A 16,306-nucleotide genomic window follows, 5' to 3' on the forward strand; every position below is an offset into this window, starting at 1 on the left:
GTAACGAGTTTTGAAACGATATTTAGCGATATGGGCCATGCTGTTGGTAATTACTTTCTCTGTCACTCCTACTCAAGCTTGTACATTATGGGCTGCAAATGGGAATGCAGTTGAGGGTGGAGGAAGCCTTATAGTAAAAAATCGCGATTGGTTACCTGACCATCAACAAGATGTACAACTTATTTCACCCGCAGATGGCTATAGGTATTTGGGACTTTTTGCAATGGATGGAGCTCATAAAGGCCTGAAGGCCGGAATTAATGAGAAAGGGCTTGTGGTAGTAAGTGCCACTGCAGGAAGTATATCAGTTAAAGAACGAAAAGGCATGGCATATACCCATGGGCTTTCTGCGAGATTGCTAAAAGAGTGTAATAGTGTCGAAGAAGCTATATCTAAAACTGATTTATTTGTGGGGCCACAGATTTTAATGATCGCTGATAAGGAAAAAATTGCGACAATAGAAATTGGGCCTGAGGGTAATTTTTCTGTTATGGTGAAGGAAAATGGGGCTATCTTTCATACCAATCATTATGTAGCTGAATCTATGCTAGAATTTAACCATATTTCTGGTACAAGTAGTCAGAAAAGATATAGTCGCATTGGAGAATTGCTAAATAATATTTCGGAGAAGGTTGATCTCGATACCTTTATAGCTCTCAGTAAAGATCAAAATGATGGACCGGATAATAGTATTTTTCGTACAGGAAGCACACCAAATAAAACTCGGACAATGGCTGTTTGGGCAGTAGCAATACCACAAAATAACTCTCCGGAATTATATATTAGAATTCTAAATCCTAATGAAAGTGAGCAAGTTTTAAGAATAAATCCTGAGGATGTTTTTAATGGGAAGTTGTTTTTAAACAAATAAATAAAAATATCATGTTTTCCAGAAGTACTATTTGTTATTAAACAGATAGTACTTTTCTGGGCGCGCTGAGCATAGAGGCTTATTTTTCAGTATAAGTTAAGGAGATGGTAACATTGAATAGACGAGATTTTTTAAAACATCTCGTAATAGGTGGAGGGGCTGTGTATTTTTACGGAAAATTTGTATGCCCACAGATATTAACGGCTATGCCTCTCTTGGCTAGAACTGGGGAAAATGCTACTGAATCGGTGGGCTATCATCGCATTGTTGTACTGGGTGATCCACATTTGCCCTCACGTATACGGGAGCATCCGAATGTTGCAACGCAACAAAGGATTATGAATGTCAAGAATGCAGTGATAGACGATATTAATGCCTGGGAAGATGTGGATCAGATTAATGTTGTAGGTGATATCGTAGCCCAATTTGCAAACGACGAAGAATATGCTTATTGCAAAACCTACTTTGACCAATTTGAGAAACCTGTGCACTTTATAACTGGAAATCATGATTATATATATAACAATTCCTTTTCGCCCGACATGCATTTTGTCAGTGCGGACGCTAATGTCCGACAGCAAAGTCTTGAGCGCTTCAAAGAAACATGGGGGTTGTCGGAAGTATTCTATACGCAAAAACGCGGGAAGTATCTATTAGTTTATTTATCGGTGGATTCCCTTGAATCATCGAACCTGACCGAGATGTCTAAACGTGAGTTAGATTGGTTGCGGGAAACATTGAATATGAATCAGGCCACTCCTACCATAATTTTTTTCCATGGTCCACTTAAAGGAACATTATCTAGCACTACTAACAAACATGCAAATACCCCTAGGTTTATTGCTCAGCCTGAGGAGGAAATTCGCAATATTATCAATAACAACGACCAAATTTTGCTTTGGGTTTCTGGACATACTCACACTCCTGCTACAGACCCATCCTTTGCATCGGATATTAATCTTTACGAAGGACGGGTCACTAACATACACAACTCAGATATGGACAGAGTGAATGTTTGGACCAACTCACTCTATCTGTATTCTGATAAAATTGTGGTAAGGACGTTCGATCACGGAAGGAAAATTTGGATGGACAATCTGGAACGAACATTTTTTGTTCCGAATCTATCAAAGTAAAATGGCCTGAAGGTCTATTGCTGTAGGGTGGAGTGGTTGGGGCTATGGCCATTGTAATTCATTAGCTTGCTATCTTCTCATTATTTATGGCACAATATAATCATATTAAAAATAAATTTTGCGATGAAGAGTATAATCCCAGTTGAATTCCGTTTTTGAAGGGAGCAAGGTATGGATTTAAAGAAAATGGAATATTTTGAGAGCGTAAGTAGGCTCAAGAATTTTACTAAAGCAGCAGAGGAACTTCATGTTGCACAGCCATCGATTACTGTATCCATACTCAAACTTGAAGAAGAACTAGGTGTTTGTCTGTTGCATAGAGATCAGCGCTCTGTCAACCTTACAAAGGAAGGCGAAATTTTTTTAGAACGAGTGAAAAAGATATTAAATGATGTACAAAACACTGTGAGTGAGATGTATGATCTTGGTTCTAAAGCGAATCGGGAACTTAGGTTAGCAATCCCTACTGCCCTCGGGTCGTGGATGTTTCCAATTATATTTACAGAGTATGCTTCGCGATATCCTCATGTTATTCTCAATATTCATGAACTTGGAGTACAGAACATTATTGATAGAGTTTCTGATGAAACCATTGAATTAGGTTTAATTGTATTGTCTGATCCATCCCCGTCCTATATGACTCTTCCTTTTTACCATGGTGAACTTCTTGTTGTGTTTCCCATAGACCATCCTTTGAGCCGTTATGAAACAGTACCCTTTGAAATATTGAAAAATGAAAAGTTTATTCTGTGTGCTCGCGGTAGTTATATAAAGAAGAGAATAATGGAGGAATGTGAAAAATGTGGCTTTGCCCCCGATATATTATTTACTCCATTACAAGTTGTAACTGCATTTAATATGGTTGCGAGCGGGGCGGGAATAACATTTGTTCTTGACGATACAATCGCTATAATTAAAAATAATCCTCACATAGCAATCAGACCTTTGGCAGAGCCGATACAATTTCAGACAGGTTTTATTTGGGCTAAAGACAAATATTTATCGGCGTTAGCACTTGATTTTATTAAGTTTATGCAGAAATTTAAATCGTAAATGTTGAAATGAGTTGATGAGATATATTTCTCACCAACTCATTTTTGCGTAATCGGAAAGTATACACTTTCTTGTTTCCAAAGCAGGCCTGTGACGCTTCAATGAACGATGTAATGATTTTTTACAATGCGCTAGCGATATCTTTTTGCCCTGAAGACTTGGTATAAGCCAAGTCTTTTCTTATAGCTACAGAGAGTTATACAGTGAAACTATCGCATGATAGAAAGGAAGTATTTCACAAAATATTCGTAAGATTGTAACATGAGGATATAGTTTTTGTGGCAACTGAGACTAAGTCGAGAATCTGATGTGGTTGAGACAATTATCAGGGGATTAACCTCAGAGGAAAAATAATGATTAAATAGTGGAGGAAAAATAATGGCGTCGACCCTCATTCCCGGAGCCCATAATGTAGAAGTGAAAATATATGATGACTTAACGACTAATAATCCTATTATTGCCAAAGAAGCAGTTGTAGGTGTTGATAATATTGAGGTTCATGATTGGACTTCTAAAGGTAAAGCTTTCAAACCAGAATGGTTAATCCCTAAGGCGAGTGTTCCAGGTATGGAGATATCAGGCATGTTTGATGATTCTAAGTTTGTCATTCGCATTCCTGATAAATGGAATAGTAAACTAGTTGTTAGTGCAGCTGGTGGAGCGGCTAGTGAGCGATCGATGGATGTGCTTCTTAGCGATTATGTACTTACAAAATTAGATGATGAGAAGGCCTCGTATGCTTATGCTAGTACTGATAAAGGGACTAGGGGCGAAATTATTCCGGCAGCAGATGGAAAGCTGTATTCAGAGAAACGGGCAAATACTGCTTTTCTGCACTCTAAAGATAATCTAGCAGCATGGCATGTTCGGATGAGGCAGTTAACAATAGCAGCAAGGGAATTATTATTGAGTCTTAAAGGTAAGCTTCCTATTCGAACCTATATATCAGCAGGATCAAATGGTGGCTATGTTACGCGATATGCAATTGAACATGATGGAGATTTATATGATGGCGGGTTAGATTGGAAGGGTGTTTTATGGACAGTTGATATAAACAACATCACGGTTAAAGTTGATCAAATGCGCCATTGGAAGATACTACAGGACCCGAATGCTAGCCAAGAGACTAAAGATGTTGCCCGTGAAAAATACGGTTTTCCACCAGAAACTGACTTTCTTATGGAATACTATGAAAAAAATAAAAAACTTCCTCCCGATTCCTTGCGTATGAAATTTGACCCTACCTACTTACATCGAGATTGGTGGGAATATAATGACCATCCGGAAGATTATGATGATTATAATTGGCAAGAACGTCCGAAAGAAGTAAAACAAGCCGTCGCTCAGATTTCCCTTACAGGCAATATACAAAAACCCTTACTTTCACTGGCAGGTACTTGGGATGTACAGATTCATCCATTTTATCACGCGATTGGCTACCAAAACTTAATTCGTGAAAAAGGTAAAGGGGATAGGCATCGATTATATTTGATCGAACATGGCAATCATTTAGACGGACTTGTAGGAAATCCAAAAGTTGATAGTAATAATCAACTGCAAGCCATGCTCCCCTATTTCCATCAAGCATTTGACATCCTAGTGGATTGGGTGGAAAAAGGGAACCCACCACCTGCCAGTAAGACAATAGGTATGCCTTCAACTAGAAGTAAAGCTGTCAGTATAATCACTGGAGAGGATATTGAAAAATACTAAATATAATGGGGGGATGTTTTGATGTTAGGAGTTCTAATTGCCGCTGTTGTTACAGTATGGGTAGGATATCTTTTGTTTAAGGAATATAAGGCCCAGACCGTAATTTTTGTGGCTGGCATTATTCTGTTGGCATGTGCCATTTTGATGGGAAAGCCGATCATAGCTGTTAAACAGAGTATGGGCTTTGCCTGGCTTGATATTTTCAAGGTCGTAGAAGATTTGCTGAGCAATCGAGTCGCTGGCCTCGGTTTAATGATTATGTCTGTTGCCGGCTTTGTTCGTTATATGGATCATATCGGCGCAAGTAAAGCATTCGTGCATCTTGGGGTTAAACCGCTGAATTTCTTCCATTCCCCTTATGTAGTGCTGGCCTTAGCTTTTATCGTCGGTCAAATGATGAAAATAGCCATCATTAGTGCTGCTGGCCTGGGTTTATTGCTGATGGCCACTATGTTTCCCATTCTGATTGGCTTGGGAGTGAGTCGGTTGAGCGCTGCTGCTGTTATTGTCACAAGTAGCTGTGTAGATCTCGGGCCTGCTTCGGCTACATCTCAATTAGTAGCTAAAAACGCTGGCATCGATGTTGTGACTTATGTAGCCCAGTACCAGATTATAATTGCAATTCCAGTCATTCTAACTGTTGCCATCTTACATTATTTTGTACAACAGTGGTTTGATAAAAAAACTGGTCATATCGCAGTGCGTTCTGAGATTGTTGCAACAAAAGCTGAAGGAGAACAAACTCCACCGTTATTATATGCTTTTCTACCCTTGCTTCCCATTGTACTCATTTTCATTTTTAGCCCAGTTTTGGGGTCTAAAATTAGAATGAGCGTTATCGCAGCCATGCTCATTGGTCTGTTCGTCAGCATGGTTTTGGAGTATATCCGATGTAGAGATTATAAGAAAGTTGCGCAAAGTATCCAAAAATTCTTTGACGGCATGGGGGCATCTTTTGCGTCTGTCGTATCACTGGTTATTGCCGCTGAAACCTTTGCTGCTGGACTGACAGCAGTTGGTGCTATTGATACTATTATCAAATCAACACAAACAGCTGGATTTGGTGATCATGCCATGATCCTTGTCATGCAAAGTGTTGTTGCGGGGGCAGCCGTTGTCACAGGATCGGGTGACGCCTCAATCTTTTCTTTCGCGGCACTGGCTCCGACGATGGCCAAGCAAATGGGTATTGATCCTGTACATATGTTATTACCCATGCAATTTGCGGCAACCGCAGCCCGTAGTATATCACCGGTTTCAGCTGTTTGTATTGCCGTTGCTGGTCTAGCTATGGTTTCTCCTATGGACGTTGCTAAACGGACAGCCATTCCTATGGTTGGTGCTTTAATTGTAACAACGATTGCAAATTTCTTTCTATTTTAATCATCTTTGACGAATTCACCAAAAAAATATTTTTAGGAGTGGACTATGAATAACGCAGTTTTTGATCTTGCAGCTTACTTGAAAGATTTGGAATATCTCATTAATATTGACAGTGGTTCTAATTATCCAGAAGGAACGGCACAGGTAGCTCAATTTTTTCACCAAAAATTTTCTGCTATGGGGTGGCAGGTTAGATCTCACAATTTTGATTCTTCAATTGGCCCCTGTCTAGAAATTGTTAATACAGACCAAGGACAGTATGATGTCTTATTAATGGGACATATGGATACTGTCTTTAAAATTGGCACTGTAGCAGAAAGACCCTTTATGGTGAAAGAGGATAAAGCCTTTGGCCCTGGAGTTAATGATATGAAAGCGGGTTTGCTCTCGATCTATTACGCCCTCAGCTCTCTTCAACATGAAGGCAAACTAAACCAGACATCAATCTGTATTGCTTTTAATAGCGATGAAGAAATAAGTTCAATGTTTTCTCGTACTTGGCTTGAGGAACTTTCGGAAAAAAGTCGATATGCTCTTGTTCTAGAAGCCGCCAGGGCCAATGGAAATCTGGTGAATCAGCGCAAGGGGGTTGGACGATATAAAATTGAGGTTTTTGGGGTGGCTGCTCATTCGGGTGTTGATCCTGAAAAAGGTTGTAGTGCCATTCAAGAACTAGCCCACTGGATACTTGCTCTGCATAATAAGACGAATTATCAGACTGGGACTACAGTGAATGTTGGCGTTATTTCTGGCGGAACTGCAGTGAATGTGGTTGCAGACCAGGCAAAGGCTGAAGTTGATTTAAGATTCTATAATGTTGCCGAAGTAGAAGCGATTGAAAATATAATGAAAGATTTGGTTGCTCATCCCAGAACGTCAGGGGTTATAGCCAAAGTAACTGGCGGTGTGACTCGCCCGCCGATGAATCCTACAGAGAAAACCTTGCAGCTTTGCAGCGTAGTAGAGCAAATCGGTTGTGAATTAGGAATTGAGATTGGCTGGACTGCTACTGGTGGCGGGTCGGATGGCAGTTTTGCTGCTAACCTGGGTATTCCCACAATTGATGGTTTAGGTCCAGTAGGTGGCGGCTCCCATGGAGCCAATGAATACATATTGATTCACTCGATTGAGCCGCGTTTTCATTTATTGCGTCGGATTATTCAGGATATAGCGGAGAATTAGGAGAGGTAAGAGGCAAAAAGCAAACTGGAGGTTTAGTATGGACGATAAAAAAATTAAAGAAGAAAAACCAAAGAGTAGCAGAAAGAATTGGACAATGATTTTACTGGGTATTTCATTGGCACTTATTCTCATTGGTAATATTGGTGCTTATATTGTTCAAACGGATGGCGGAAAGATCGATGTGATCGGCCTTAAAATTCCGACGGAAAACGGTCAGTGGCTTACGGCAGATCTGTTTAAGCCCCAAAGTGCTACCGCAGAAAATCCGGTACCGATGGTTGTGGTGTGCCCAGGATTTGAAAGAAGCAAAGAAACACTAAGTAGTTATTCCCTTGAACTTGCCCGAAGGGGAATAGCCGTTATGACGATTGATCCCTATAACCAGGGTGCTTCAAGTTCAACGGTGCAAAAACAGTCCGCCTCATTAGAAGGATACGGCACCGTTCCAATGGTGGAATACATTTATGATACGCCTAATCTTAATTACATTGATAAAACAAGGATAGGAGCAACAGGATATTCTGCTGGCGGAAATGCAGTACTGCAGTCGGCGTCTCTTTTTGGCGCACGGCAGGCCGAGGCTCTTAGAAAAGCTAAATCTAAGGACTCTGATGGGGGACAAAACATTACACCTGCAGAACTGGCCTATGCTAAGTCGCAAAACAAAATATCATCAATTTTTGTTGGCGGGTTTGTAATGACTTTAACAGATAAAATTCTTACAACTGTTGACGCCAATGTTGGGATGGACTATGGCTTCCATGATGAGGGTGCCTACAGGAACACGAACCGCAGCGCCGATATGCATAATGCACCGGAAGCACTACGGTTGGTAAATACCATTTTCCCTAAAGATAAAAAGATCTCCGAAGTGGAAATCGGAAATATATACGGCGACTATACCAACCGGACTATGCGAGTGGTTCACAATACCAACAACATTCATCCCCTTATGCAGTATGATTCTTCTCATATGGCCCACATGATTGATTTCTTTACTACCGTCTTTAACTTGAATCCCCTTATTCCCTCCTCAAATCAGAAGTGGATGATCAAGGAATGGTTTACCCTTTTGTCACTGATAGGCGCATTTCTATTCCTCGTTCCATTCGCTACTTTGATGCTGCGTCTTCCCGTGTTCAGCTCCTTAGTGCATCCTATTCCTCCAGCTCTGCCAACGCCTAGCAAGAAAGGGAGAATTGTGTTCTGGATTACTTTTGTCATCTCCGCTATTTTGGCCTGTTATCTGTTTGTACCGATGGCTCGAGCTACATTCATTCTTTTTCCGAATGCGAGCCAAGCTATGCAAACTTGGTGGTTCCCTCAGCGAATCAATAACGCCGTATTACTGTGGGCAGTAGCGAACGGCACCATCGGCCTTATTGTCTTCTTTCTTACTTACAAGTTGTTCGGTAAAAAGAATGGCATTTCCCCTGAAATGTGGGGCATCAAGACAAATGTGAAAGAATTAGCCAAGACCCTCTGCCTGGCTCTTACCGTATTTGCGGCCTTTTATACTCTGGTTTTTGTCTCTTATGGTATTTTCCACACCGACTTTAGATTCGATTTTGTGTCAGCTCCAGCCGCTTTTCCGAGTAAAATGTGGATCGTTGCTCTGGAATATATCCCGTTTTTCTTTATTTTCTATCTTAGCAATTCTATCCGCGTCAACTGCGCCAGCCGTTTTGAAGGTCAGAAGGAGTGGGTCAGTATGTTGATCATGGGTTTGGGCAACTCTGTCGGCTTGATGATGATTATGGCAATTCAGTATATATATTTAGCCTATACCGGTACCGTTTATTGGACTGATGAGTGGCTTTATATAAATCTGCTTTTTGGAATTATCCCGATGATGTTCGCTCTCCCATACTACAATCGATACTTCTTTAGGTTAACAGGCAAGGTTTATCTTGGACCAATGGTTACCTGTCTCATATTCATCATGATGATGTTGACCAGCAATGTCTGCTATATTCCACTCCACTAGCGTTACATATAGATTCACCCTAGATACTGTTTTTGCTCAATAATGTGATCTTGCATTGGTTTTTCCACTAGAGGAGACGCCGGGGACAAGGGAGGTCCAGTGATTTATTACCCGCTAACGCCGACTACTGGTGAAAAGATAATGTCTGTGGCAAGATGATTTTATAAGGAAACGCAGAGACTTATCAGCTCGTCGGTGCCATATGACAACCTAGTTACAAAAGTAGAATATAAGGGGGATACTCATGAAAAAGAAATTAGCACTTTCATTAGCCCTGATGTTTAGTCTAGGAATGACAGGTACAGTTTTTGCCGCTTCTGAGCCCGATATGGCGGCAGAACTTGCGAGTTTGAAAGCCCGCATGGCAGAGCTGGAAAAGAGTATGGCAACCGCAAAGGTTTCTAAGAAAAAGGACAATGATAATAAACTTAGCTTTGACGGTAGCGATTATCGTGTTCGCTGGATAAAGGATGGTGCCGATGATGGCGACAGTGCTTTTATGCAACGAATCCGTTTGAACATGAGCTATAAAGTTAATGACAAAATCACTTTTAATACCCGTTGGCGTCTACTAAATGAGAACGAATTCGGTAAGGCCGGTTCTATTACCGATAGCGATGGTAAGACAGCTCTTCAAGGTAAAGATAGCTATTTTGTATCCGATGTTAATATGGCCATAAAAGATGTCCTTGGTAGCACTATGACCATAGGTCGATTCAGCCAAGCTTTCGGTACTACTAACTACTGGAACTCCACCGCTATCGGCTTGATTGACGGTGTTAAATTCGACACTAAGATTGATGACGTGAAAGTGACTGCTGGTTATGCTAACTTCGGAGCTTTTGCTACTCCAACAGCTAAATTTACTACAACTTCAAAAACAACATATGATCCAGTTACTAAAAAGTACACAACGATATCCACTACCACCCAAACTAATACTAGCAAACCTAAACTAGAAGATGCCGTTTTTCTAAACGCAAGTTATCCTATCAGCAAAGCCACTACCGTTAATACCATGTGGGTTAAAGAAGTGAGTGGCGCAGACAGTAACTTCAACGTAAGGGGCTTAGGCGTGAATACCCAGCTTAACAATGACTTTAAACTCGTCGGTGACTATAACGTAAACTATGGACAGGCCAATGACCCCTCCGGTTATTACATTAGCCTACGTTGGAAAGGTGCTAAAGACGATGTTCCCGGGTCTTTTGGGATGAGACTTGATTATCGTGATATTAAAGCGGGTAATATGTTCTCATCTTCAGGCACTGGCGTTAGTATCCCCACAGAAGGCTATAAAGGACCTGCAATTAGCGCACACTATGCGATGGACAAGAATATTATACTGGAAGGCTTCCAGACTTTCAAAACTAAAGACGCAGATACTGGAGAAGATTTACCAAACTATAGCCGAGTGCAACTAACAGTAGGTTTTTAAATAGATTTAAGAAATGTATCTTTAGGGAACGGGGTTTCTCTGTGCTAGAGAGAAAATCAAATAGTAGCTTTAGTCTTTAGTTTCAATAGCCACAAGAAGCTGTAAGAGAAGGATTTTAATAGCAATTATAATCATTGAATAGGGGGCTTTAAGTTGAAAATAAAGTGTTTCAGGTGGTACATGCTATTCATTCTCGGTCTTTTTATTTGTAATGCATCAATTGGATGTGCCAATCCGCAGAACTCTAGTCAATTGAGTATTGGGGCAGGAACGTTTACTATGCCCGAAACTACAGGTGTGAATCAGGAGGACTTACGGGTATTTTATTATCGTCCATCAGGGTGGACACCAGAAAAAGAAATTGTAATTGTTTTGCATGGTGTGCAACGCAATGCTGAAGAGTATCGGAATGAATGGAAGAAGTATGCAGATGATTATAACTTACTTGTGATTTGCCCTGATTTTTCAGAAAGTAAATATCCTGGAGTAGGTTACTATAATGTGGGTAATGTGATGAATACTGACAATGAGAATGGGAAATTACAACCACGTGAACAATGGATATTTTCGGTAATTGATCGTGTATTTAATGAGTTGCATGCCCGGTCTGGTGCAACTACCGATACTTTCACTCTCTTCGGACATTCTGCGGGGGCGCAATTTGTGCATCGATATTTTCTTTTTTCCCCGGAATCAAAAGCAAAGAGAATTATTTCAGCAAATGCTGGCTGGTATACCATGCCTGATAGGGATATTCCTTTTCCTTATGGACTCAAAAATATACCCGTGACAAATAAAGATTTGGCAAAAGAGTTTGCTAAGCCAGTGATTATTTTATTAGGTGAGAGCGATACCAAGACAGGGGGAGTTCTCAGGCAAACTCTTTTGGCAGCGAGGGAAGGCAGCAATCGTTTTGAACGGGGGAATAAGTTTTTTTCTATGGCGAAAAATGAGGCTGAAACATTGGGAGTACCTTTTAATTGGAAGTTGATTACTGTACCTGGTGTGGGGCACAGTGACGCTAAAATGGCAGCTGCAGCAGCAAAGCTGATAGGGAATGGACAACTATGATGCTGCGCTTCTTTGCCTCAATACGTTAGGTTTTTTCCTTCCTATTTGGAATTTCTAGAAATAATATTATATGACTTTCTTTTTCTAGAACCGCGTATTTCTGTATGCGGTTCTAGAATCTATTTTTAAATAAAATACATTGTTATGCCAAGATGCGGCTACTGAGATTAGTAGCAGCCGGCAAATTGTTGGATCAATGAAACAATTTGATGTGCTAAGTAAAAAAGCATCTGGAGAGGCACAGGCTGTATCTGCTGCTACGGAAGAACAATCGGCATCTATGGAAGAAATCGCCTCATCTAGTCAATCATTAGCTCATCTGGCAATTGATCTTCGAGGAGCTGTAAGTAAGTTTCAGGTTTAATGCAAAAGGTAGAGGGTCCTCAGTTTGAAGAATGATTACCAAAAAATACAAGGTATTTGACTCCTTAATTAAGCCATACTATTTATTGTAAAGGGTTCGTAATGGTTGAGCCAAGACTGGTGCCGGATCTTACAAGGTTCGGTATTGGTCGGCCAAAGATTATTGTCGGGTCGAAAGGCTCGGCAGTAGTCGGCGGGCAGATCGTTATATGTCTTGTAAGGCTGTACGGCAGCCCAACTGTTGTCGTGTGGTCAAAAGGGATGTATAACGGTCGAGCTAAGACTGTCATGGGTGCTGAAGATATAGGGGTCGGCCGTTGTCGGGAGATTGCGACCGGTTCGGTAGGTATCTGTGGCAGTCGAGCAAAGGTCAGTATCGGTTGTGTAATGCTTGTGGGTAGTCGAAAGATTGCGTATAGGTATGTAATGATCGGTATTGGCTGTAGCGTAGATCATTACGGGCTCTTTTTAAAGCTAACGGATTAATCCGCTAGCTTTTTGCTTTTTCCCTATTACAAATTAGTAACATAGCGAAAAAAGCCAGAGATATTCTCTGGCTTTTTCCGTTGAAATTAGTGTAATTTTTTTACTCACTGAGATGGTTCCTTGGCGATATTATGTAGCAATTGCCAATGTTCTTCTGATACAGGCATAACAGAAAGTCGTGATTGGCGAACCAGCTGCCAATCTTGAAAGATGGGGTTGAGTTTGATTTCTTTTAGTGTTAGGGCTCTTTCTAAACGATAACGAGGCTCCACATCTACGATGACAAATCGATTGTCAGTCTCATTAGGATCAGGATAAGCTTGTGTTACGACTTCAGCGACTCCGATGATGGATTTTTCTTTGCCTGTATGATAAATAAAAACTAAGTCACCAGGCTGCATTTTTTTCATATGCTTTAACGCTGCAAAATTTTTCACGCCATTCCAGCGGTCACGTCCTAATTTTTCAAGGTCTCCATAGCTGAAACTTTCTGGTTCGGTTTTGGCAAGCCAGTAAGCCATAGAAATCACTCTCCTATAATATAATTTATATTTAGTGAAAATATCTACAGTACCAGAAGGAACTTTTTATGTGATATAATGGAGCAAGGTGATGAAAATGATAACATTTAAAAATGATTGGCAGGACTTACTAAAAGAAGAGTTTCAAAAAGAATATTATTTAAATTTGCGGCAATTTTTAATTAAAGAATACCAAACAAAGACTGTTTATCCTAATAAATATGATATCTTTAATGCTCTGCATTATACGGCTTATAAAGATGTTAAAGTAGTAATATTAGGTCAAGATCCATACCATGGGCCAAATCAGGCTCATGGACTTAGCTTTTCCGTAAAACCAGGTATTCAGTCTCCGCCATCCCTACAGAATATTTACAAAGAGTTAAAAGATGATTTAGGATGTTATATTCCGAATCATGGCTATCTGAAAAAATGGACAGAGCAGGGAGTTCTTTTATTAAATACTGTTCTTACGGTCGTAGAGGGACAGGCAAACTCTCATAGCAAATTAGGATGGGAGCAGGTAACTGATAAAATAATTACTTTGTTAAATGAGAGAAAAGAGCCTATTGTTTTTATTCTATGGGGAAATAATGCACAATCCAAGACCAGTTTAATAACCAATGAAAATCACTACATTATTAAGTCGGTTCATCCCAGTCCCTTATCAGCAAGCAGAGGCTTTTTCAAAAGTAAGCCTTTTTCCAAAACGAATACAATGTTAACATCCATGGGACAAACTCCGATTGATTGGCAGATTGACAATTTAAAATAAGTTTCTTCTTATAGGTAAGGTCCTAACTCTAATGGGAGTTAAGACCTTACTTTTCATTTAGGATTGATGGCTCAAGAGGTGATTGATAAATTGTTGTACAGTTCGACCGGAACGTCCGTTATGTCGACGTTCCCATTTTAGAGCTTCTGCTTTTAGTTGTTCCAATGGCAAGGATATATTATTCCTGCTGGCCATTTGTTCTACGATGGCAAGATACTCTATCTGATTTGGTGACAAATAGGTAAGGGTGATACCAAAACGCTCAGATAAAGAAAGTTTTTCATTTACAGTGTCAAAGCGATGTACGTCATCGGTATTGCCTTTTCGATCATCCCAACTTTCTTTTATAAGGTGCATTCGATTTGATGTTGCATAAATAAGAACATTTTTGGGGGTTATTTCGATTCCGCCATCGATGATGGATTTTAAGTATTTATATTCAACTTCGAATTCTTCGAAGGATAAATCGTCTAAGAAAATAATGAATTTTTGTGAGTGGTCTCGAAGGCAGTCCATTAACTTGTGTAAGGATTTTAGTTCATGTTTTGAAACCTCAACAAGGCGTAGGTTTTTGGCGAAAGGTTCATTAATAAGGGCCTTAACAGAAGATGATTTACCTGTTCCAGGTGACCCGATCAGTAGGATGTGATTAGCAGGCTTTTCTGCAAGGAAAGCACAAGTATTTTGCACCAAAGTTTCTTTTTGTTGTTCATATCCAGTAATATCATCAAAGGTAATTTGATCAAAGTTCTTGATGCCCGTAAGTCCAGAGGTGCTGTTCCAGCGGAAGGCATTATAATCAGACATTATGCCACATCCATAAGATGAATAATAATGCAATAATTCCTCTACTAATGAATTAGGTGTAGAGGTTTTGTTAAGAAGATTCAAATATGGATGTAGTATTGAATAATTGGTTACGGCAGTACTAGGAGTGTTTGGAACGAAATCGAAGAGGAACTTGCTGTTTTCTTTTTTAGATAGAATGTGTAAATCATGAGAAATAAAATTTTGTATAATCTGCATATCATGTAATGCTGCTTGGTATAGCGTAGAATCACAAGCTAGGATTCCCTTGCTTTTTTCTACAGTCTTACTAAAGATATTTTCATCCTTAGCAATTAAGTAAATAAGATAGTTTCTTAGCAAGTTCCCTTCTAAATGTAGTTGTTCTGCTTTAGAGAAAAGTTCGCTGCAAAGTTCATAATACAACCGTTTAGGACAATTATCGTCTTGTAGAAGTTGCACCTTCTTTAGAATCTTGTCATCTAAAATATTACGATAAAGTATTAAGTTGTGTAGAGTAAATTCTTTAGTAATCATAGTATTCTAATCCTTCTTTTCGCAAAATTACTCGTTTTAGTTTTCTATATTATTGGCCAAAAAGGGACAATATCCTTTAAAAGTACTAAGTTTAATAGAAGATATAACGAAAAGCTCTCGATTCCACGAATTGAAACAAAGAGCTTCTTGTATATAGAAGATAACATGCTGGTCAGTATTTTTTTCAATAGATTGTCTCTTAAAAGTTTATTACATACGAGGATGATTTAGCTCATGTAAAATAGCTAGCACTTCCTCATCTTCTGTTTGGGAGAATTCTTCATAATACATGCCAACCGCTCCAAAGGCCTCTGGTTGAAAGGGACAGATTATTTTATCAACTTGTGATTCAAGTGTTTCTATTACTTCAGGAGGGGCGACTGGTACCGCAATGATTATCTTGGCTGGATTTAACGTTTTAATCCACTGTACTGCTGCTTGGATTGTATAACCGGTAGCAATTCCGTCGTCGATAATTACTGCAGTTCGGTTTGTTACTTCAGGAGGTTGGTCGCTTCCAGTATAAGCCAGCATTCGCCGTTTAATTTCACTATATTGGCTCTGAATCATTTGCTGTAGTTCAGTTTGTCCAATACTGAACCTTTCAAGAGTATACTGGTCTAAAACAGCACTACCGTCAGGCATGACTGCTCCAATAGCAACCTCTGGGTTTAAAGGATGGCCAATCTTTCTAGTAACCAACACTCCTAAACTGCTATTTAATTGTTGTGCTAATGGAGCAGCAACTACTACACCGCCTCGTGGCACTGCTAACAGGCAAATGTTGTTGCCAGATAAAACCGGCGATAGCTTATCAGCTAGCATTTTACCAGCTTCGGTACGGTCCTTAAACATGCGCATATCCCCTTAATCAAGAGAGTAATATCGTTCAGGTGAAAGTATTACTCTTAGTTTTTCTTAATTGTGATGAACTTATTCTAATGTACTTTACTTCTATTATAAATAAGGCTCTTGATGAAAGTACACAGTATGAATAAAGATAT

At 39.8% G+C, this 16,306-nt stretch carries 14 protein-coding genes and 1 pseudogene; 12 read left to right on the forward strand and 3 right to left on the reverse strand.

Annotation, left to right across the window (positions count from 1 at the left end; genetic code table 11):
- Window positions 1–10: 10 nt before the first annotated feature.
- The 11 genes and pseudogenes from UFO1_RS08060 to UFO1_RS08110 all read left to right on the forward strand — a co-directional run bounded on the left by UFO1_RS08060 (window position 11) and on the right by UFO1_RS08110 (window position 12,683).
- Window positions 11–871 (forward strand): C45 family peptidase, encoded by an 861-nt coding sequence (locus tag UFO1_RS08060; protein WP_038669948.1) that lies wholly within the window; start codon window positions 11–13, stop codon window positions 869–871.
- 113 nt (window positions 872–984) lie between these two features.
- Window positions 985–2,007, forward strand: coding sequence for a metallophosphoesterase (locus UFO1_RS24020; RefSeq protein WP_051788860.1), 1,023 nt, complete (start codon window positions 985–987; stop codon window positions 2,005–2,007).
- Between the two features lie 171 nt (window positions 2,008–2,178).
- A complete protein-coding gene (locus UFO1_RS08070) occupies window positions 2,179–3,060 on the forward strand; it encodes a LysR family transcriptional regulator (RefSeq protein ID WP_038669950.1) in 882 nt (293 codons plus the stop codon).
- Window positions 3,061–3,438: 378 nt separating this feature from the next.
- The gene (locus UFO1_RS08075) at window positions 3,439–4,773 is read left to right on the forward strand and encodes a tannase/feruloyl esterase family alpha/beta hydrolase (protein WP_051788861.1); all 1,335 of its coding nucleotides are present in this window, start codon (window positions 3,439–3,441) and stop codon (window positions 4,771–4,773) included.
- Between the two features lie 21 nt (window positions 4,774–4,794).
- A complete protein-coding gene (gene dcuC, locus UFO1_RS08080; RefSeq protein WP_038669952.1) occupies window positions 4,795–6,156 on the forward strand; it encodes a C4-dicarboxylate transporter DcuC in 1,362 nt (453 codons plus the stop codon).
- A gap of 45 nt (window positions 6,157–6,201) precedes the next feature.
- Window positions 6,202–7,338 (forward strand): M20 family metallopeptidase, encoded by a 1,137-nt coding sequence (locus UFO1_RS08085; RefSeq protein ID WP_038669954.1) that lies wholly within the window; start codon window positions 6,202–6,204, stop codon window positions 7,336–7,338.
- A gap of 37 nt (window positions 7,339–7,375) precedes the next feature.
- Window positions 7,376–9,325, forward strand: a complete 1,950-nt coding sequence (locus UFO1_RS08090) for an alpha/beta hydrolase (RefSeq protein ID WP_051788862.1) — start codon at window positions 7,376–7,378, stop codon at window positions 9,323–9,325.
- A gap of 244 nt (window positions 9,326–9,569) precedes the next feature.
- A complete protein-coding gene (locus tag UFO1_RS08095; RefSeq protein ID WP_038669956.1) occupies window positions 9,570–10,763 on the forward strand; it encodes a hypothetical protein in 1,194 nt (397 codons plus the stop codon).
- Between the two features lie 153 nt (window positions 10,764–10,916).
- The gene (locus UFO1_RS08100) at window positions 10,917–11,834 is read left to right on the forward strand and encodes an alpha/beta hydrolase (RefSeq protein ID WP_144390871.1); all 918 of its coding nucleotides are present in this window, start codon (window positions 10,917–10,919) and stop codon (window positions 11,832–11,834) included.
- 172 nt (window positions 11,835–12,006) lie between these two features.
- Window positions 12,007–12,198, forward strand: a pseudogene (locus tag UFO1_RS08105) (methyl-accepting chemotaxis protein); the annotation flags it as partial.
- 101 nt (window positions 12,199–12,299) lie between these two features.
- Window positions 12,300–12,683 carry a hypothetical protein gene (locus UFO1_RS08110; protein WP_038669962.1) on the forward strand — a complete coding sequence of 128 codons (384 nt, stop codon included), beginning with the start codon at window positions 12,300–12,302 and terminating at the stop codon, window positions 12,681–12,683.
- Between the two features lie 104 nt (window positions 12,684–12,787).
- On the opposite strand, the gene UFO1_RS08115 is transcribed toward UFO1_RS08110, so the two are convergent.
- Window positions 12,788–13,204, reverse strand: coding sequence for an EVE domain-containing protein (locus UFO1_RS08115; protein WP_038669964.1), 417 nt, complete (start codon window positions 13,202–13,204; stop codon window positions 12,788–12,790).
- Between the two features lie 97 nt (window positions 13,205–13,301).
- On the opposite strand from UFO1_RS08115, the gene UFO1_RS08120 reads away from it, so the two are divergent.
- Window positions 13,302–13,979, forward strand: a complete 678-nt coding sequence (locus UFO1_RS08120; protein WP_084159926.1) for a uracil-DNA glycosylase — start codon at window positions 13,302–13,304, stop codon at window positions 13,977–13,979.
- Between the two features lie 57 nt (window positions 13,980–14,036).
- Here the strand turns inward: UFO1_RS08120 and UFO1_RS08125 are convergent, their stop codons facing one another.
- Together UFO1_RS08125 and UFO1_RS08130 are read right to left on the reverse strand one after the other, a co-directional pair.
- On the reverse strand, window positions 14,037–15,302 hold the full coding sequence (locus tag UFO1_RS08125) for an ATP-binding protein (RefSeq protein ID WP_038669968.1): 1,266 nt from the start codon (window positions 15,300–15,302) through the stop codon (window positions 14,037–14,039).
- A 210-nt stretch (window positions 15,303–15,512) separates the two neighbouring features.
- The gene (locus UFO1_RS08130; RefSeq protein ID WP_038669969.1) at window positions 15,513–16,157 is read right to left on the reverse strand and encodes a phosphoribosyltransferase; all 645 of its coding nucleotides are present in this window, start codon (window positions 16,155–16,157) and stop codon (window positions 15,513–15,515) included.
- Window positions 16,158–16,306: the final 149 nt, after the last annotated feature.

The organism is Pelosinus sp. UFO1 (assembly GCF_000725345.1).
Taxonomy (GTDB): domain Bacteria; phylum Bacillota; class Negativicutes; order DSM-13327; family DSM-13327; genus Pelosinus.

Coding starts and splice junctions, on each gene's coding strand:
- UFO1_RS08070 (WP_038669950.1), top strand. CDS start 2,179: ATGGATTTAAAGAAAATGGAATATTTTGAGAGCGTAAGTAGGCTCAAG.
- UFO1_RS08075 (WP_051788861.1), top strand. CDS start 3,439: ATGGCGTCGACCCTCATTCCCGGAGCCCATAATGTAGAAGTGAAAATA.
- dcuC (WP_038669952.1), top strand. CDS start 4,795: ATGTTAGGAGTTCTAATTGCCGCTGTTGTTACAGTATGGGTAGGATAT.
- UFO1_RS08085 (WP_038669954.1), top strand. CDS start 6,202: ATGAATAACGCAGTTTTTGATCTTGCAGCTTACTTGAAAGATTTGGAA.
- UFO1_RS08090 (WP_051788862.1), top strand. CDS start 7,376: ATGGACGATAAAAAAATTAAAGAAGAAAAACCAAAGAGTAGCAGAAAG.
- UFO1_RS08095 (WP_038669956.1), top strand. CDS start 9,570: ATGAAAAAGAAATTAGCACTTTCATTAGCCCTGATGTTTAGTCTAGGA.
- UFO1_RS08110 (WP_038669962.1), top strand. CDS start 12,300: ATGGTTGAGCCAAGACTGGTGCCGGATCTTACAAGGTTCGGTATTGGT.
- UFO1_RS08115 (WP_038669964.1), bottom strand. CDS start 13,204: ATGGCTTACTGGCTTGCCAAAACCGAACCAGAAAGTTTCAGCTATGGA.
- UFO1_RS08120 (WP_084159926.1), top strand. CDS start 13,302: ATGATAACATTTAAAAATGATTGGCAGGACTTACTAAAAGAAGAGTTT.
- UFO1_RS08125 (WP_038669968.1), bottom strand. CDS start 15,302: ATGATTACTAAAGAATTTACTCTACACAACTTAATACTTTATCGTAAT.
- UFO1_RS08130 (WP_038669969.1), bottom strand. CDS start 16,157: ATGTTTAAGGACCGTACCGAAGCTGGTAAAATGCTAGCTGATAAGCTA.